Raw genomic sequence first — 17,484 nt, 5'->3', positions numbered from 1 at the left:
ACTTCTTAGGATGTTGTTTTGATTCTTATAGCGGTCTCCTTTAGAACTGTCTGATATGATAGAGACTTAAAGGAGGCTGTTTTTTTATTTCCTGATCATGCTCAGACAAACCCTGACAACGCGTGTCAGGATAAAAATGGATGTTGACAATATGAAAAGCAGAGACTATAATAAACAAAAAATAAGAAATGAAATGAGGTGTCTTGGTGTTACGGGTTTCTGGAATGAGCATTGCAGAAAAATAAAATATTGATCAGGGACGACAGGTATGGATATGCCGGTCTGTCTTTTGTCAGCCTGCATATAAGCAGACTGATCTGATATTTTGCCTTACAAACCCGTTTCATACGCTTTATTATAGATGGAAAGAGATGTTGGAACATAGCTGTAATGCTGTGTTTTTTATTTCATAGGAAAGATCTACGACCTTCCCCATGAAATAAAAATGCTCCGCAGGCTGTACACAGATGCGTAAGGAAATTATTTGACTACGTCAAATCGCATCTGGCACGTAAAGTTGTCAAGCCCCTCAAAGATTGAGTGGGTGGGGAGCTTTAGTGGGCTTGCCCACTTTGTTATTCTTTAAATTTAGACTTCTTTCGTAAAAAGATCACAGGGAATGTGCCGGTTTCGGGGCAATGTATCTGTGATCTTTATTTTATTTCAGGAAATTAAACTATGATAAATAGGCATCATTCTGCCTTGACTGAGAAAGGAATCTATCATGAAAAATAAATCGTTGACAACATTGGGATATCATCAGATATTAGAGCAGCTCAAAGACTATGCATTTTCTGCGGGGGCAAAGGAACGGATCGGCCGGATGCTGCCTTTATTGTCTGAACTGAAGCTGAGGAAACATATAAATGACACATCCCAGGCAAGAGGAATGGTGGAGACATATGGAACACCACCTCTCCCGGCCATGGATCATATGGAAGAATATATAAAAAAAGCAGCTGCGGGGGCACTGCTGCTGCCGGAGGAACTGGAAGAATTGTGTATGTTTTTAAATTCTGTCGCACGGCTGAAGATCTACCTTAAGAAAGGGGAGGCTGAACAAATCAGCCTGGCTTTTTATAACCAGAATTTAGAATCCCTGGATGACCTGAAAGAGGAGATCAGGCAGTGTATCAGAAATGGAAGGGTAGATGACTATGCGTCACCATACCTGAAAGACATCCGAAAGCAGATGCTTCTGCTCAGTGAGAAAATTGGAGAGAAAGCTGAAAAAGCACTGAGAGCAAATAAAACGTATTTGAGCGATGCATTTGTAGTGAAAAGAAACGGAAGGTATTGTATTCCTGTCCGTAAAAAATGCAGAAATATGGTTTTGGGAAGCGCAGTTGACCAGTCTTCCACCGGTGCCACTATCTTTGTGGAGCCTGCTTCAGTTGCAGGGCTCAGAGAGGAACTGGAACTTTATCAGATTGAGGAGGATTCGGAAGAAAGAAGAATCCTTTACAGCCTGACGAGCCTGGCAGCACAGAATGAGGAAGCTTTGAAAGAAGATATTCGTGTGATCGAAAAGCTTGACTTTATATTTGCCAAGGGACGCCTGAGCCTTGAAATGAATGCAGTGGAACCTGAGATTAATACAGAGCATTACATCAGGCTTAAGAAAGCCAGGCATCCAATGCTGTCAGGGGAAACCTGTGTGCCGTTAGACTTTGAAATAGGCAGAGAAAACCGCGGAGTCATCATAACAGGACCGAATACAGGAGGAAAAACGGTAGCAATTAAGACGGTCGCCTTAATGAGCGCGATGGCATGCTCCGGGCTTCATGTTCCCTGTGAATGTGCAGAACTCTGTATGCAGAATGAGATCCTTTGTGATATTGGAGACGGACAGAATATTTCTGATAACCTGTCTACCTTTTCAGCACACATCAAGAATGTTCTGGAAATATTAAAAAGAAGTCAGAAAGACAGTCTTGTCATATTAGATGAACTGGGTTCCGGGACCGATCCGGCGGAAGGAATGGGAATCGCAGTGGCGATCCTCGAAGAGTTGAGAAACAGCGGAGCATTATTTCTGGTGACCACCCATTATCCCGAGGTAAAAGAATACGCAGACCGGTATCCGGAAGTGGTGAATGCAAGGATGGAGTTTGACAGGGAAACTTTGAAGCCTTTGTACCGGCTGAAGGTAGGCGAGGCGGGAGAAAGCTGTGCCCTTTACATTGCAAAGCGGCTTGGTTTCCCGGGGGCAATGCTCAGTGCCGCAGCCAGAGAGGCGTACGGAGAGAAAAGTGAGGCTGTCATAGACAGTTTGCAGCTGACGGATACACAGGAGAAGCTGCGGCGTGAAAAAGCCCCGTCCATTCAAAAGACAGAGAAGAAAAAGGAAACTAAAATAAGAAGATTTGTTACCGGGGACAGTGTGACAGTTCTGCCGGAAGGGGAGATTGGGATCATAGTGAAGCCTGCCGATGAAAATGGTCAGGTACTGGTACAGATTAAGAGAGAAAAGAAGCTCTTCAGCCATAAACGTCTGAAACTGAAAGTAGCAGCATCAGAACTTTATCCGGAAGACTATGATTTTTCCGTTATTTTTGATACAGTAGAAAACAGAAAAGCAAGACATAAAATGGGAAAAGGTTTCCGGGAGGACCTGGTTATAAAGACAGAGGAATAGAGAAAAAACAGGAGGAATTGAGAATGACAGAGAAGGAAAAAGCGGCTTTGGGAATGCTTTATAATGCGAATTATGATACGGATTTAAAGGAAGAGCGGCTTGACTGCCAGGAGCTGTGTGCAGAATATAACCGGCTGATGCCGAAGGAATTGGAAAAAAGGACAGAACTCATGAAGAGGATTCTGGGAAAAACAGAGGGAGAATTTATGGTGGAGCAGCCGTTTTTTTGTGACTACGGCTATAACATTGAAGTTGGTGAGAGGTGTTTTCTGAACTATCATTGTACTATTTTGGACGGAGCCAAAGTTACATTTGGACACGATGTCTTCGTAGCGCCTAATTGTTCTTTTTATACAGCGGGACATCCGTTTGATATAGAACAGAGAAACGAAGGGCTTGAATATGCCTATCCGATCCATATAGGAAACAATGTCTGGATCGGAGGTAATGTGACCGTGCTTCCCGGCGTGACCATCGGTGACGGCACAGTTGTTGCGGCCGGAAGTGTTGTGACGAAGGACCTGCCCGCCGGGGTGCTGGCGGCAGGAAATCCATGCAGAATCATTCGGAATCTGTCTGAATAACAGAAAGCAGAAGCGGCAGAAAATTAAGGCTGCATTGCACATTTTTAAGTACAATGCTATACTCTAATTAAAACGAGGGAAAGAAGTGTGATGCAAATGACAGGCCTTATATTACAGCTTGAATACAGTGCAAGGATCCTTCTGGCAGCAGTCTGCGGAGCCTGTATTGGCTATGAGCGGACGAACAGACTCAAAACCGCGGGCATCAGGACTCATGTGATCGTATCATTGGCCGCCGCGCTGATGATGATTATCTCCAAGTATGGATTCAGTGATATTCTCGCCGTCCACAACGTTGGACTGGACCCGTCAAGGATTGCGGCAGGTGTCGTAACCGCCATCGGTTTTCTGGGTGCAGGTATTATCTTTGTACATAACCAGAGTGTCAGCGGACTGACGACCGCGGCGGGCATCTGGGCCACTGTGGGAGTCGGCATGTCCGTAGGCGGCGGGCAGTATCTGATCGGGATTTTCAGTACGATTCTTCTGATCATTGTGCAGTGGGTCCTGCACCGTGACTTTAAGTGGATCAAAACGCCCACGGTGGAAGTGATTACCCTGAAACTGCCCAATGGCCCTGACGCTGTAAAGATGATTCAGGAAACGATCAGGGAGGAGTCCATAGAAATTTTAAACATCTCAGTCCAGAAGATAGGAAATGAGAGCATCAAGGTCAGACTGGACGTGAAGCTGCCGGACAGCTTTGATATGTACGATGCGATTCAGCGGCTGCTTGAGAATGAGAATATTGAATCCATTGATATTTAAGATTGAAAGAAAATTATAAGAATCTTGAAGCTTTTTTTTCTGTTTTTTATGATACCCTGATAGAAAGAAAAGGGGGTAGTTTTATGGGTAATCATAGGAACAGAAAGCTTCGGGATGGAATATTTAACGGAGTCTTTATTTTTTATCTGGCATTTCTGCTGGAAAATATTCTGTTTAAGTATGTACAGCCATGGCAGCTGTTTCAGCATGGAAGATACTTTTCAAGATCTTTAAATTTAGTTCCGTTTCGGCAGATTATGAGTTCTTCAGGAATCGGCGACCTGAATATTTATGGGAATATCATTTTATTTCTTCCGCTGGGAATTTATCTGATGTTCTTTATGAAAAGAAGAAAAGCGGTTAAAAGCCTGCTGGCAGTCTTTGGCATCAGCTTGTTCTTTGAAGCCTTTCAATATGCAGCAGCCATTGGAGCCACAGATATTGACGATATTATTTTAAACTGTGCCGGAGGACTTTTTGGAGTTATGTGTTATAAAGTTCTGCTGTTTGTCTGCATGGGAAAGGAAGAGAAGGCAAAGACGGCTGTTGCCGGAACTGCAGCCGTGGTCGGAATGATCACTGCAGTTCTTATAGGCCTGCTCATTGCCTTTAATTAAGGCTTTACAAGATATAAAAGGTATTTTATACTTTAACTAAGAAAAAGAAATGAGGTGTGGAAGGATGATGATGATTTCTTGCTAAAATTTAATCGGCATAAGAGGAGAAGGAGGTTTCCTTCTGGTTTTATGCGCTCTGCAAGAAAGATCATCCGAACTGCTTCTATATAGATTGATATTAGTGTACGCTTGGCGTGCGTGATATTTTTGTATGCGAACTTGCGGGGAAAGTCTTTCCTGCAGGTTTTTTGTTTTATTAAATAACTTATCACGGTCAGGAGGTACCTTTATGTCTAGGATTCAAATTTCAGATTTAACGTTTTCCTATGATACCAGTTTCGATTATATTTTTGAGCATGTCTCATTTCAAATTGATACAGACTGGAAGCTTGGATTTACGGGGAGAAACGGAAGGGGGAAAACTACATTTTTAAAATTATTGATGGGGGAGTACGAGTATAGGGGCTCTATTGCGGCGAGTGTATCATTTGATTATTTTCCGTATCCGGTAAAGGACCCGGCGATGCTTACGGCGGACGTTCTGGAGTCTGTAGACCCGCAATATGAACTTTGGAAGGTTATGAAAGAACTGTCACAGCTGGACGTGCCGGATGAAGTCCTGTACCGCCCGTTTCAAACGTTATCAAACGGAGAGCAGACGAAAGTGCTGCTGGCTGTTTTGTTTGGAAAAGAAAATAATTTTCTTCTGATTGATGAGCCTACCAATCACCTTGACGCCGAGGCCAGAAAAAAAGTGGGAATGTATTTAAATTCCAAGAAAGGATTTATTCTTGTATCCCATGACCGGGCATTTCTGGATGAGTGTACGGATCACATTTTATCTGTGAACAGAACGGATATCGAGGTCCAGAAGGGGAATTTTTCTTCCTGGTATGAAAATAAGATCCTCAGGGATCAGTATGAGTTTTCAGAAAATGAGAAGTTAAAAAAGGAAATTGGACGGCTTTCAAAATCTCAGAGAAGATCTGAGAGATGGTCAGATCAGGTAGAAAAGACAAAAAGGGGCACCAGAGACTCCGGGCTCCGCCCAGACAGGGGATTCATCGGCCATAAGGCGGCAAAAATGATGAAGCGGTCAAAGGCGGCAGAGACAAGAAAGGAAGAGGCAGTTAGAGAGAAATCAAAACTGTTAAAAAATATTGAGACTGCGGAATCCTTAAAAATCTCTCCTCTGGAACACCATGCGAAGAGGCTGGCAGTATTGGAGGATGTATCAATTTCCTATGGAAGCAAAATTGTAACCGAAAATCTGTCCTTTCATATTGAAAAGGGGGACAGGATTGCCCTGGTTGGGAAAAATGGCTGCGGAAAATCCAGTGTGCTGAAACTTTTGCTTGGAAAGCCGGTGGATCACGTAGGTTCTCTCTACAAAGCCAATGGTTTGAAAATTTCTTATGTACCCCAGAACACAGATGGTTTGAAAGGGGATCTCAGAGAGTATGCATACAACTGCGGTATTGATGAGAGTCTGTTTAAAGCAATTTTGAGGAAACTGGATTTTTCCAGATTACAATTTGAAAAAAAGATAGAAGAATTCAGCGAGGGCCAGAAAAAGAAGGTGCTGATCGCAGGGAGCCTCTGTGAACAGGCCCATCTGTATTTGTGGGATGAACCTTTGAACTATATTGATGTATTTTCAAGAATGCAGATCGAAGATTTGCTGAAAAACAGTCGGATAACGCTTTTATTTGTGGAGCATGACCGATCTTTCTGTGAAAAAATTAAAACAAAAGAAGTTTTGATGCAATAAAACAGTTCCTTTCCCCGTTACTATATTGAAACGGAAAGAAACAGAGAAAGGAGATACGGTATGAAAAAAGCATTTGTAACAAAGGTTTTTCTTATCATTGCAGTATTAAGCGGCATGGCTGTCGGAGCATTTCAAATTTCGGGAGTCAGGGCAGATGAAGCGGCAAAAGCCAGGATGAAGGAATTAAAAGAGAAAACTCTGGAAGAAAAAACAGAGGCCGATGCAGCGACTGCCGCAGTAAAACAGGAAGCAGCGGAGAATATAGCAAAAGCCACAGAAGCTGCAGTAACTGCTGCACCGCAAACTACGGAACAGGGGCAGGACAATGCACAAACTTCCGGAGACAACAGGAGGAATGAAAAGAATCAAAGAGACAGGGATCGCTGGGATGACGATAATGACTGGGATGAGCAGGATGATGACGACGATGACAATGATTGGGACGACCAGGATGACGACGATGATGATGACTGGGACGATCAGGATGATGACGACGATGACAATGACTGGGACGATCAGGATTATGATGACGACGATGATTATGATGACGAAGATGAAGATTGATTAAAAAATGGAGGGTATGAAGATGAGAAGAAGATTATCTGTTATATTAGCGGGAATCATGTTGATGGGAAGTGCTGCTTTTGCGCCGGTTAAGGCGGACAATGATCCGGAACCAACCCAGATCACAAGACTTTCCAGCACATCAAGAAAAGTGAGAATCGGAAAAAAATTTGAGATTAAGGCATATACAGAACTGAGAGAATTTGACGAGGACTGTCTTGTGTGGTCTGTGAGCAATGCCAAAGTTGTTAAGTTTGAAGACAGAGACCGGACAGGCGATGATATGGACTTTATTGCCAGAAAAACCGGAACAGCCAATATTTCCTGCCGGATCAGGGGCACTGACGTGAAAAAAACCTGTAAGGTAAAAGTTATCAAGGGCAAGGTAAAAGCACGGATTGCAGTAGATGACAGGACTATGGATGTAGAAAAAGGCGACTGGGAGGACATTGAGGCAAGGCTCGTGGGAGGAAACTACAAAAACAGAAAACTTACGTACAAAGTTTCTAATAAAAAAATTATCCGCGTGAGACGGGGAAAGGTATATGGAAGGCGTTTAGGCGGAGCTAAAATTACAATCCGGGCCAATGCTGATAAGAAGATTAAAAAGGTCGTTTATGTACGGGTTGAAAGAGATGATTAAAAAGTTTTAAGAACAGATGCTTTATCCATATATTTCATGATACAATAAGTATGAAATATCACGGGATAGGATAAAGGGAAGAGTATGATCATTGTTTGGAGCTTTGAGCCGGATTACAAGAAAAAGAAATTAAAAATAGACGAGCGTCTGTTTCGGCGCATTGGACAGGACGACATGGCCGCCTTTGAAGAACTTTATGTTTTGACGGAGAAGACCATTTATGCCTATGCACTGTCTATTGTGCGCCATCACGAAGACGCTATGGATGTTGTGAGCGAAACCTTTTTAAAGATTAGGAGTGCAGCGCATTTATACAAACCGATGGGGAAGCCTCTCGCATGGATGTTTACCATTGCAAGAAATTTTGCCATGAACCGTTTAAGGGAACAGGGGAAATATTGCGGTCAGGAGATTACGGAAACAGATTTTAAGGAGGAATTTTCCTTTGTAGATCATGTGGAAGACCGGATGGTTTTGGAAGTTGTATTAAAGAAGCTGACAGAAGAGGAGAGAAGGATCGTCATGCTCCACGCCGTATCCGGCCTGAAGCACAGGGAAATTGCAAAAGCACTGGACATTCCGCTGTCAACAGTTCTGTCAAAGTATAAGAGAACATTGAAAAAGCTGGAAGCATACTTGATGGAAATGGAGGTGTTAGACAGATGAATAAAATAGAAGAAAGACTGTCCAGGGCTATTGAGAGTGCGCCTTCCCTTTCCGTGGAAGGTCTGAAAAAAGCAGAGATTCAAAAAATGGAGGAGCACGATTATATTACCAGACAGCAGGAAACAAAGCTGACACCTATGAGGAAAAGGTTTGCTCTGGCTGCCGCAGGCATGTGCATGTGTTTTTTGCTCATGCTGAATCTGCCGATACATCAAAGGGCTTCTGCTATCATTGATGTTGACATTAATCCGAGTATCGAACTTGCATTAAATAAAAAAAATGAGGTCATCCGTATGGAGGCCATCAACCATGACGGTGAAAATATTCTTAAGAATCTGGATTATAAGAATCAGGATGTGGAGGAAGTTGTATTCCGCATGCTGGATGAGATGATCCGCCAGGGTTATCTTACAAAAGATAAACTGGACAATAATATACTGTTATCTGTGGAACATTCCGAGAGAGACCAGGCTGAGGAACTTACGATCAGACTGAACAGCGCAGTCACCAAATATTTAAGTGAGCGCCGCATCCCTGTGAAGATTACGGACCAGCATATGTTGGAGGACAAAAAAGAGCGTAAAGTCGCAGAAAAGTACGGTATTTCTTTAGGTAAACTGACATTGATCCGCAAGATCATGAAAGAACATGAGCATTTGAAGATTGAAGATCTCTCAAAACTGTCTTTGAGTGAACTCGTTGATCTTCTGAATGAGAGCCGTGAGAAGCCTGGCAAAAAGAAGCCGGATTCCAAACAAACTCAAACGGAAGCTTCTGTGAGCACCAGTCAAAGGACAATGACTGAGAGTACAGAGAGAACGGCTCAGAAGAAAAAGAAACCAGTGTCCACAACCCGGAGAAAGAAGAAAGCGACAACAGAAAAAAGGATCAGAGACGAAAAAGACGATGATGATGAGAATGACAATGAAGACGATGACAGTGATGATGAAAATGACAATGAAGACGACGATGATTAACTGTTGACGTCTTCCAAGATGCAGAATGAAGCCTCCTTCAAATGGAAATAATAATTCCAAAAGAGAAGGAGGCTTTTATGATTCATTGGATAGACAAAAAATTTAAATTAAAAGAGCATCATACAGATATCAAAACAGAATTCCTGGCTGGTATTACTGTGTTCATTACAATGGTCTATGCTCTGGCTACGGTGCCTAACATGCTGGAAGCCACAGGGGTGGATAAGCATGTGCTGATGACGGTTATGGTGCTGCTCATCGCCGCTGCGACACTTGCTATGGCGTTTTACACGAACCGTCCCTTTGCCCTGGCGCCGGGACTCAGCAGTGCAGGAATTGTGGCCGCTATGATAAGCGCGGATAATGTACCGGTAAAGATTGCAGGCGGCATCGTCTTCTGGAGCGGCCTGCTGTTTCTCGCCATTACATTTCTGGGTCTCAGGGAGGCGATCGTAAGAGCTATCCCCGCCAGCTTAAAATATGCAGTCAGCGCTGGGATCGGTATTTTTATTGTTCTGATCGGAGCGAGAGGAGCAGGTATCATTACGGCAGATGAGGCAAAAAACAGCCTTGTATTCGGCAGTCTTGGATCGCCGGAGGTAATCGCGGCAGTCTTTGGATTTGTCATTCTCTTAATCTTAAGGGCAAAGCGTGTGCCGGGAGATATGATTTTATCTATTCTGGCAGCCACCATAGCCGGAATACCGCTGGGAGTCACGAAGCTGCCCGAACAGATTATTTCCATGCCGGCTCCTGTCGGGGAACAGCTGTTTCAGATTGATATCTTTGGAGCGCTTCAGGTATTGTATCTTCCGTTCCTTTTGGCCCTGTTTGTTCCGGATTTCTTTGCTACCGTAGGGACAATTCTTGGGGTCGGTGCCCGTGCCGGATATTTGGATGAAAACGGAAATTTTGACAGCATTGATCAGTGTTTTCAGGTAGATGCGGCTGCAACGAGTCTGGGAGCACTTTTTGGAATGCCTGGCATGACTACTTATCTGGAATCCTCTGCGGGTATAGAGGCCGGAGGAAAGACGGGACTGACCGTGGTGTTTACGAGTATATGCTTTCTTCTGGCTCTGTTTTTTGCCCCTGTGGCCCTTATCATACCTTCCGCAGCTACGGCTCCGGTGCTGGTCTATATCGGTATCAGCATGCTGGAGGCTATGCGCCATATCAATTATGACGACATAACAGAGAGTATGCCTGCCTTCATGTGTGTAGTTTTCACTGTACTGGCAGGAAATATCGCAAACGGTATCTGCACCGCCATTCTGACGTATCTGGTTATGAAAACGGCGGAAGGAAAAACAAAAGAGATACATCCGTTCATGTATCTCTTAGGTGCGGTCAGTGTGCTTTATTTTTATACCCTGTTTTGACAAAGAATATTTTCAGCGTTTTTTGCGGAACTCTGTATAAGAGTATACAAACGGTGTGACGACCATGACCGCAAGGATTGTCAGAAAGACAGGTACCTGAAACGATTCGGGTGCAAGAGCGGTAAGCGCGACTATCAAGCCTCCCAGGACCCATATTTTTCCGGCGAGCCGGTGTGTCCGAAACCAGTTTTGTTCATCGGCCAGGGTCCATGGAGTTCGAATACCGATAAAATAATTATGTTTTGTTTTAGGCAGCAGATTGCCGATAAAAATAAATAAACTTCCTATTCCCAGGCAGAAGATCAGGTTAACATTAAAATCCATCCTGAAAGCGGCCGCAATGGTCATGATCTGGACAGCGAAGAAAACCAGGCCGATGACAAAGGTGTAGCGGTGATATTCTCTCTGAAATTTATCATAATTATCAGAGTTTGGATCTGTGCGCCGCATAAACTGAAAAAGTATGGTAATTAAAAAAATGATGCCAGGAAATATAAACACCGTAAGTTTCGGGGCAAAACGGTCAACCGTCCCGTGAACATTCCAATGGGCCGGGATCTGTTCCGGAAGGGAAGAAAAAACTGTAAGAGACAGCAGCAGGGAGACAACTGTCAGTAAAATGCTTGATTTAGATTGTTTCATTTATTTGTCCTCCTTAAAGCTTTGAAACCAGTGAATCACTTCTTCAAATACAGAGAGATTCAATTCATAATAAATATATTTTCCTTGTTTCTTGTCGGTTATGAGATTTGCCTGTTTTAAAATGTTCAGGTGGTGGGAAATCGATGCGCCTGTCATATCGAAATGACTGCATATTTCTCCTGCCGGCATGGAACCGTCTTTCAGCAAGTCTAAAATTTCACGTCTGGTGGAATCTGATAATGCTTTGAATGTTTCCTGAAAACCCACAGCTCCTCCTTTCTGATACATTTAGAAGTTTATCTAAATGTATTGTACCATTCTGCTCATACAAAAGCAAGAACATTTAGAAGAATATCTAAATGAAGTGTGAAAGTTAGAAAATCTTACCTTCCGGAGACAGCAAGCCGCAGAACTGGTGAAAATGTCATGCAATATCATCCAAGATTTTCTCAACACATTTATGTTACACTTAGTATTATGAAAGAAATAAGAGAAATATTTTATGACGAACAATTAAAGATTGAAGCCTATGGTTTTTACGGACTCAAACAAAAATTTCCAAACCATTTCCATGATCATTACGTGATCGGATGCATCGAGAGCGGTATGCGGAAAGTGACCTGCCGGGGAGAGGAATTTCTTATTGAACCAGGGGACCTGCTGTTTTTTAATTACAGGGAGAACCATGCATGCGAGCAGGTGGGGGATTATCCTCTGAACTGCAGATTTATTAATATCAAGAGAGAAAGGATGAAAGAAATCGCAGAAGAGATCACGGGAAGGAATGAATATCCTGAGTTTGTAAAACCGATGATTCGGAAGTGTTCAAAAGCTGAGCTTCTCAGGGAAGTGTACCGAATGGTGGCAGAGAGGAGCCAGGAATTTGAAAAGGAGGAGTTATTTTATCTTCTCATGGAGCAGCTGCTCTCTGAGTATGCGGTATTTGAACAGAAGAAAGTACAGGTGCCTGACACAGAACGGCTCAATGCTGTATGCAGTTATATGAAGGAGCATTACAGTGAGAACGTTTCACTGGAACAGCTCTGTAAGATTGCAGGCGTCAGCAGATACAGCCTGATCCGGTATTTTACAAAGTACAAGAAGATTACACCGTACCAATACCTGGAATCCATCAGGGTAAACCGGGCCAAATTATATTTGGAGCAGGGAACCGAGCCGGCGGAGGCGGCGGCAATGACCGGATTCTCAGATCAGAGCCATTTTACAAACTTTTTTAAGCGGCTGTTCGGCCTGACACCGGCTCAGTATCAGAGAATCTTTACAGATAAGAAAGGTTATTAATTATGGAAGACAAAAAATACATACAGGGTCATTTCTTTGCACTGGCTACTATTTTTTTATGGGGAACAACGTTTATTTCCACGAAGATTCTGCTCAGGCAGTTTCAGCCGATTGAGATTTTATTTTTCCGGTTCCTTCTGGGCTTCTTGGTGCTGATTCTTATTTATCCAAAGAGGCTGAAGACAGAAGGCTGGAGGGAAGAGAAATATTTTATGGCCGCCGGTCTGTGCGGTATCACACTGTACTATTTATTTGAAAATATTGCACTCACATACACTATGGCTTCTAATGTGGGAGTTATTATTTCTATATCGCCGTTTTTTACGGCACTTCTGGCAAGGGTGGTGACGGGAGAAAAGTCTCTTGGAAGACGGTTTTTTCTTGGATTTCTTTTGGCCATGTGCGGTATCTGCTTGATTTCTTTCGGCGGTACTGCGCTGCATCTGAGCCCAAAAGGGGATTTTCTGGCAGTGCTTGCTGCCTTCGTATGGGCCGCTTATTCCATGCTGACAAAAAAAATCGGAAGCTTCGGACACAATATCATACAGTCCACAAGGCGCTGTTTTGCATGGGGACTTTTGTTCATGGCTCCGGTGCTGCTGTTTACGGATATTTCATTGGGGAGACAGAGATTTGCTGATCCTTTAAATCTTGGGAATCTTCTGTTCCTTGGGATAGGCGCCTCAGCCATCTGCTTCGTTACCTGGAATACGGCAGTGAAAAGGCTGGGTGCGGTAAAAACTACTGTTTATATCTATATGGTTCCGGTGGTGACGATCATTACGTCGGTCCTGATCCTTGGTGAAAAACTGACTGTCAGGGCAGCATGCGGTGCTTTTTTGACGATCGCGGGCCTGTTTTTATCGGTGGAAAAAAAGAAAAAGAGTGAAAAGTGTGACTTACTCACAGAAGTATTATAGGAAAGCGGTATAATGGACTCAGAAAGTAAATGATGATTTAGAAAAGGAGTGACCATTATGTCAGTTTTAAAAATAACAGGAGCAAATTTTGTCGAGGAAGTATTAAATGCAAAGGAGCCGGTTCTGATCGACTTTTGGGCAGCATGGTGCGGGCCGTGCAGGATGATGTCGCCGGTTGTGGATGAGATTGCGGAGGAACTTCACGGAGTGAAGATCGGAAAGATCAATGTGGATGAGGAACAGGAATTAGCAGTAAAATTCCGTGTCATGTCCATTCCAACTCTATTGATCTTCAAGAATGGAAAAGTTGAAAAGAGTTTTGTGGGAGCAAGGGATAAAAAAGAAATCGTGGATGCCCTTAAAATGCAGGTGACAGAATAAGATGCCGAGGGAATGTGTTATAATAAGAAGGAAAGACAGTAAAGTAAAAGAAAGGAGTTTTCCTTATGAAAATTTATGATTTGATCATCATCGGCGCAGGACCTGCAGGAATGTCCGCAGCCATTTACGCCAAGAGAGCTATGCTTGAAGTCTTGGTTTTAGAAAAAGAAGCAATGTCAGGAGGCCAGATCGTGCAGACCTATGAAGTCGATAACTATCCGGGGCTTCCAAAGATGACGGGTATGGATCTGGGAGATCAGTTCTTCAACCATGCTTCTGACCTGGGAGCAGAAGTCAAGACAGGAGAAGTCTCAGAGATCAGGCATGACCAGCCGATAAAAGAGATCGTTTTAAAAAATGGTGAGGTGCTGAAGACCAAAACAGTTATGCTTGCTACAGGGGCTACTCACAGAAAGCTGGGTGTCCCTGGAGAGGAAGAACTGACAGGTCTGGGAGTTTCTTACTGTGCAACCTGTGACGGAGCGTTTTTCAGAAACAAAACTGTGGCAGTCGTAGGGGGCGGTGATGTCGCTCTGGAAGATGCACTGTTCCTGAGCAGAATATGTGAGAAAGTATATCTGATTCACAGGCGAGATGAATTCAGAGGGGCAAAGATTCTCCGGGATCAAGTGACGAAAAACGACAAAATACAAGTAATATGGAATACGGTAGTGACGAAAATTGACGGGAATGAGAGGGTTGAATCTATTTCCATCAAAGATGTGCATAACGATGTGGATAAGTCGCTGAAAGTCGATGGAATATTCATCGCAGTAGGCACGGCTCCGCAGAGTACGCTGTTAAAAGATGAGCTTGAAATGGACGAAAGAGGCTATATTGCAGCCGGTGAAGACGGAGTGACAAACATTCCAGGAATTTTTGTAGGTGGGGACCAGAGGACCAAAAATCTGCGCCAAGTGGTGACTGCTGCCGCAGATGGGGCAAATTGTGTGGTGTCAGTGGAGAGTTACCTTCAAAAGTTAGAATTGCCAGACAATTAACGAAACATGCAAAAAACTTAAAAATCAAGTGGAAAAGTCTGTTTTGTCATATTTGTATAAGAGTCGTATTTTCAAGTATCAAATCGAAAAATACAGAAAAAAAACATCACATTTTATCCACAGTGCAAAATCACAGTTCTTCGCGATAATACAGTTATACACAAAGTTATCCACATTATCCACAGCCGATTAAGGTCGAATTGTGGAAATGAAATTCGACAAAATGAAACACTTGTTTTGTGTAGATTTTATAAAAAGATTTGTTTTCAATGGAAAAGCTATATGATATAATAATTAGTATCAAATAGTAAAGGAGTTGGAAGCCATGAATTTCATTATTAGCGGTAAGAACATCGAAGTAACAGAAGGAATCAGGGCAGCAATAGAAGAGAAATTAGGCAGGCTTGACAAGTACCTGACTGATGACATTGACATCATCGTTACTTTGAGCGTTCAAAAAGAGAGACAAAAGATTGAAGTAACAATTCCTATGAAGGGGCACATTATACGTGCAGAACAAGACAGTGCGGATATGTATGTATCCATTGATTTGGTCATTGATATTCTCGAACGTCAGATCAGAAGATATAAAACCCGTTTGATGAGTAAAAAATATGAAGGTGCAGGACTGAAACAGGAATTCATCGACAAGGACGAGGATGTGGATGAAGATGAGATCCGCATCATCAGAAGCAAGAAGTTTGCGATCAAGCCGATGGATGTGGAAGAGGCTTGTATCCAGATGGATCTTCTGGGGCACAATTTCTTCGTATTCCGTAACGCCGATACTTTTGAAGTAAACGTAGTATATAAAAGAAAGGGCAATACATACGGACTGATTGAACCGGAATTTTAGGAATAATGATTTTTTTAGGAGGCTTCGGCCTCCTTTTTGTTTACGGTAAAAAACGTGTTATTTGCGTTGGATTTTGGGAGATGGAAAGGGGGACAGGTATGATATTTGCTGCAAGTACCTTTTTCTTGCCTACATTTTATAGAAGTGTTACAATATCATAGATTACATGTGAATTTGATTGTTTGGGAGTGAAACTATGAGTTTAATAGGAAAAATTTTTGGTTCGCACAGTGATAAAGAGCTGAAGCGGATCAGTGGGATTGTGAATAAAATTGAATCTTTTGACGAACCGATGCAGAAATTATCCGATGAGGAACTGAGAAATAAAACTGCTGAGTTTAAAGAACGTCTGAGTAATGGAGAGACACTGGACGACCTTCTGCCGGAAGCTTATGCGGTTGTCCGGGAAGCGAGTGCCAGAACCATTGGGCTTAAACACTATCGGGTCCAGCTGATCGGCGGTATCATTCTTCACCAGGGAAGGATCGCAGAGATGAGGACCGGTGAAGGAAAGACCCTGGTTTCCACTCTCCCTGCTTACTTGAATGCCCTGGAAGGAAAGGGCGTGCACATCGTTACGGTCAATGACTATCTGGCAACCCGTGATGCGGAGTGGATGGGAAAAGTGCACAACTTCTTAGGCGTTACGGTCGGTGTCGTTACCAACGAGATGGAAAACGACGAGCGGCGGGCAGCCTATAACTGTGATATCACATATATCACCAACAATGAACTGGGATTTGATTACCTGAGGGACAACATGGTCATCGAAAAAGAAGATCTGGTACAGCGCGATCTGCACTATGCCATTGTCGATGAGGTCGATTCTGTCCTGATCGATGAGGCCAGAACGCCATTGATCATTTCCGGCCAGAGCGGGAAGTCTACCGAGCTCTACCGTGCCTGCGATATTCTTGCAAGGCAGATGGAGAGGGGAAGCTCTGACGGGGAACTTTCCAAGATGGATATCCTGATGAACGAAGATATTGAAGAAGACGGAGACTTTTTGGTCAATGAGAAGGATAAGCACGTACTTTTGACCGCCCAGGGCGTGAAAAAGGTGGAGGAGTTCTTCCATATAGACAACCTGGCCGATCCGGAGAATCTCGCGATCCAGCACAATATTATCCTGGCGCTTCGCGCCCATAATCTTATGTTTATTGACAAAGATTATGTAGTGAAGGACGATGAAGTGCTGATCGTCGATGAGTTCACCGGACGTATCATGCCGGGCAGACGGTATTCAGACGGACTTCATCAGGCGATCGAGGCGAAAGAAGGCGTGAAAGTAAAGAGAGAGTCCAAGACCCTCGCTACGATCACATTCCAGAACTTCTTCAATAAATATAATAAGAAATCCGGTATGACCGGTACGGCCGAGACTGAGGAACAGGAATTCCGTGAGATCTACGGCATGGATGTCGTCGTTATTCCGACCAACAAACCGGTTGTGCGTGTTGACCACGAAGATGCTATTTATAAGACGAAGCAGGAAAAAATGAGGGCGGTTGTTGAGGACATCGCAGCATCCCACGCCAAGGGACAGCCAGTGCTCGTAGGTACAATCACCATTGATATGTCCGAAGAACTGAGCCGCATGCTCAAAAAGCAGGGGATCAAGCATAATGTGCTGAATGCCAAGTTTCATGAAAAGGAGGCGGAGATCATCTCCCATGCAGGAGAGATCGGAGCTGTCACAATCGCTACTAATATGGCGGGCCGTGGTACCGATATTGTCCTGGCAGACGGTGTAGCCGCTCTGGGCGGTTTAA

17 protein-coding genes and 1 pseudogene (1 of these 18 only partly in view) are annotated in these 17,484 nt (G+C 43.5%); 16 read left to right on the top strand and 2 right to left on the bottom strand.

The window, feature by feature from the left end:
- Positions 1-724: 724 nt before the first annotated feature.
- From QVP35_RS07955 to QVP35_RS07910, 10 genes are all read left to right on the top strand, one after another.
- Positions 725-2,638 carry an endonuclease MutS2 gene (locus tag QVP35_RS07955; RefSeq protein WP_006568533.1) on the top strand — a complete coding sequence of 638 codons (1,914 nt, stop codon included), beginning with the start codon at positions 725-727 and terminating at the stop codon, positions 2,636-2,638.
- 23 nt (positions 2,639-2,661) lie between these two features.
- Positions 2,662-3,222, top strand: coding sequence for a sugar O-acetyltransferase (locus QVP35_RS07950; RefSeq protein WP_006568534.1), 561 nt, complete (start codon positions 2,662-2,664; stop codon positions 3,220-3,222).
- Positions 3,223-3,312: 90 nt separating this feature from the next.
- Positions 3,313-3,990, top strand: a complete 678-nt coding sequence (locus tag QVP35_RS07945) for an MgtC/SapB family protein (RefSeq protein WP_006568535.1) — start codon at positions 3,313-3,315, stop codon at positions 3,988-3,990.
- An 83-nt stretch (positions 3,991-4,073) separates the two neighbouring features.
- Positions 4,074-4,607, top strand: a complete 534-nt coding sequence (locus QVP35_RS07940) for a VanZ family protein (protein WP_009289927.1) — start codon at positions 4,074-4,076, stop codon at positions 4,605-4,607.
- Positions 4,608-4,896: 289 nt separating this feature from the next.
- Positions 4,897-6,378: a ribosomal protection-like ABC-F family protein gene (gene abc-f, locus QVP35_RS07935; RefSeq protein ID WP_009289926.1), complete on the top strand. Its 1,482-nt coding sequence runs from the start codon at positions 4,897-4,899 to the stop codon at positions 6,376-6,378.
- A gap of 60 nt (positions 6,379-6,438) precedes the next feature.
- Positions 6,439-6,942, top strand: a complete 504-nt coding sequence (locus tag QVP35_RS07930; RefSeq protein ID WP_022260994.1) for a hypothetical protein — start codon at positions 6,439-6,441, stop codon at positions 6,940-6,942.
- Positions 6,943-6,964: 22 nt separating this feature from the next.
- Positions 6,965-7,585, top strand: coding sequence for a hypothetical protein (locus QVP35_RS07925; RefSeq protein WP_009289925.1), 621 nt, complete (start codon positions 6,965-6,967; stop codon positions 7,583-7,585).
- 84 nt (positions 7,586-7,669) lie between these two features.
- Positions 7,670-8,251 (top strand): RNA polymerase sigma factor, encoded by a 582-nt coding sequence (locus tag QVP35_RS07920; RefSeq protein ID WP_009289924.1) that lies wholly within the window; start codon positions 7,670-7,672, stop codon positions 8,249-8,251.
- Positions 8,248-9,228: an anti-sigma-I factor RsgI family protein gene (locus QVP35_RS07915; protein ID WP_009289923.1), complete on the top strand. Its 981-nt coding sequence runs from the start codon at positions 8,248-8,250 to the stop codon at positions 9,226-9,228. The genes QVP35_RS07920 and QVP35_RS07915 overlap by 4 nt, the downstream gene beginning before the upstream one ends.
- 77 nt (positions 9,229-9,305) lie before the next feature.
- Positions 9,306-10,610: an NCS2 family permease gene (locus QVP35_RS07910; protein WP_022260993.1), complete on the top strand. Its 1,305-nt coding sequence runs from the start codon at positions 9,306-9,308 to the stop codon at positions 10,608-10,610.
- Between the two features lie 12 nt (positions 10,611-10,622).
- Here the strand turns inward: QVP35_RS07910 and QVP35_RS07905 are convergent, their stop codons facing one another.
- Together QVP35_RS07905 and QVP35_RS07900 are read right to left on the bottom strand one after the other, a co-directional pair.
- A complete protein-coding gene (locus QVP35_RS07905; protein ID WP_009289921.1) occupies positions 10,623-11,252 on the bottom strand; it encodes an SdpI family protein in 630 nt (209 codons plus the stop codon).
- On the bottom strand, positions 11,253-11,519 hold the full coding sequence (locus QVP35_RS07900; protein ID WP_009289920.1) for an autorepressor SdpR family transcription factor: 267 nt from the start codon (positions 11,517-11,519) through the stop codon (positions 11,253-11,255).
- Between the two features lie 210 nt (positions 11,520-11,729).
- Here QVP35_RS07900 and QVP35_RS07895 point away from each other — a divergent pair, with 210 nt between their 5' ends.
- The 6 genes and pseudogenes from QVP35_RS07895 to secA all read left to right on the top strand — a co-directional run.
- Positions 11,730-12,554, top strand: a complete 825-nt coding sequence (locus QVP35_RS07895) for a helix-turn-helix domain-containing protein (RefSeq protein WP_009289919.1) — start codon at positions 11,730-11,732, stop codon at positions 12,552-12,554.
- Between the two features lie 2 nt (positions 12,555-12,556).
- Complete coding sequence (locus QVP35_RS07890; RefSeq protein WP_009289918.1) at positions 12,557-13,474, top strand: DMT family transporter; 918 nt, start codon at positions 12,557-12,559, stop codon at positions 13,472-13,474.
- Positions 13,475-13,531: 57 nt separating this feature from the next.
- Positions 13,532-13,855 carry a thioredoxin gene (trxA, locus tag QVP35_RS07885; RefSeq protein WP_009289917.1) on the top strand — a complete coding sequence of 108 codons (324 nt, stop codon included), beginning with the start codon at positions 13,532-13,534 and terminating at the stop codon, positions 13,853-13,855.
- A gap of 65 nt (positions 13,856-13,920) precedes the next feature.
- Positions 13,921-14,856, top strand: coding sequence for a thioredoxin-disulfide reductase (trxB, locus tag QVP35_RS07880; RefSeq protein WP_006568546.1), 936 nt, complete (start codon positions 13,921-13,923; stop codon positions 14,854-14,856).
- A 325-nt stretch (positions 14,857-15,181) separates the two neighbouring features.
- The gene (gene hpf, locus QVP35_RS07875) at positions 15,182-15,712 is read left to right on the top strand and encodes a ribosome hibernation-promoting factor, HPF/YfiA family (RefSeq protein WP_006568547.1); all 531 of its coding nucleotides are present in this window, start codon (positions 15,182-15,184) and stop codon (positions 15,710-15,712) included.
- Positions 15,713-15,908: 196 nt separating this feature from the next.
- Positions 15,909-17,484 (top strand): annotated as a pseudogene (gene secA / locus QVP35_RS16600) (preprotein translocase subunit SecA) (it continues 1,018 nt past the right edge of the window).

It is taken from the genome of Anaerostipes sp. CAG:276 (assembly GCF_000432215.1).
GTDB classification, from domain to species: Bacteria; Bacillota; Clostridia; order Lachnospirales; family Lachnospiraceae; genus Anaerostipes; species Anaerostipes caccae.
This window is presented reverse-complemented; position numbering and strand designations above follow the sequence as displayed.

Excerpts from the sequence above, each read along its gene's own strand:
- QVP35_RS07955 (WP_006568533.1), top strand. The coding sequence starts at position 725 with ATGAAAAATAAATCGTTGACAACATTGGGATATCATCAGATATTAGAG.
- QVP35_RS07950 (WP_006568534.1), top strand. The coding sequence starts at position 2,662 with ATGACAGAGAAGGAAAAAGCGGCTTTGGGAATGCTTTATAATGCGAAT.
- QVP35_RS07945 (WP_006568535.1), top strand. The coding sequence starts at position 3,313 with ATGCAAATGACAGGCCTTATATTACAGCTTGAATACAGTGCAAGGATC.
- QVP35_RS07940 (WP_009289927.1), top strand. The coding sequence starts at position 4,074 with ATGGGTAATCATAGGAACAGAAAGCTTCGGGATGGAATATTTAACGGA.
- abc-f (WP_009289926.1), top strand. The coding sequence starts at position 4,897 with ATGTCTAGGATTCAAATTTCAGATTTAACGTTTTCCTATGATACCAGT.
- QVP35_RS07930 (WP_022260994.1), top strand. The coding sequence starts at position 6,439 with ATGAAAAAAGCATTTGTAACAAAGGTTTTTCTTATCATTGCAGTATTA.
- QVP35_RS07925 (WP_009289925.1), top strand. The coding sequence starts at position 6,965 with ATGAGAAGAAGATTATCTGTTATATTAGCGGGAATCATGTTGATGGGA.
- QVP35_RS07920 (WP_009289924.1), top strand. The coding sequence starts at position 7,670 with ATGATCATTGTTTGGAGCTTTGAGCCGGATTACAAGAAAAAGAAATTA.
- QVP35_RS07915 (WP_009289923.1), top strand. The coding sequence starts at position 8,248 with ATGAATAAAATAGAAGAAAGACTGTCCAGGGCTATTGAGAGTGCGCCT.
- QVP35_RS07910 (WP_022260993.1), top strand. The coding sequence starts at position 9,306 with ATGATTCATTGGATAGACAAAAAATTTAAATTAAAAGAGCATCATACA.
- QVP35_RS07905 (WP_009289921.1), bottom strand. The coding sequence starts at position 11,252 with ATGAAACAATCTAAATCAAGCATTTTACTGACAGTTGTCTCCCTGCTG.
- QVP35_RS07895 (WP_009289919.1), top strand. The coding sequence starts at position 11,730 with ATGAAAGAAATAAGAGAAATATTTTATGACGAACAATTAAAGATTGAA.
- QVP35_RS07890 (WP_009289918.1), top strand. The coding sequence starts at position 12,557 with ATGGAAGACAAAAAATACATACAGGGTCATTTCTTTGCACTGGCTACT.
- trxA (WP_009289917.1), top strand. The coding sequence starts at position 13,532 with ATGTCAGTTTTAAAAATAACAGGAGCAAATTTTGTCGAGGAAGTATTA.
- trxB (WP_006568546.1), top strand. The coding sequence starts at position 13,921 with ATGAAAATTTATGATTTGATCATCATCGGCGCAGGACCTGCAGGAATG.
- hpf (WP_006568547.1), top strand. The coding sequence starts at position 15,182 with ATGAATTTCATTATTAGCGGTAAGAACATCGAAGTAACAGAAGGAATC.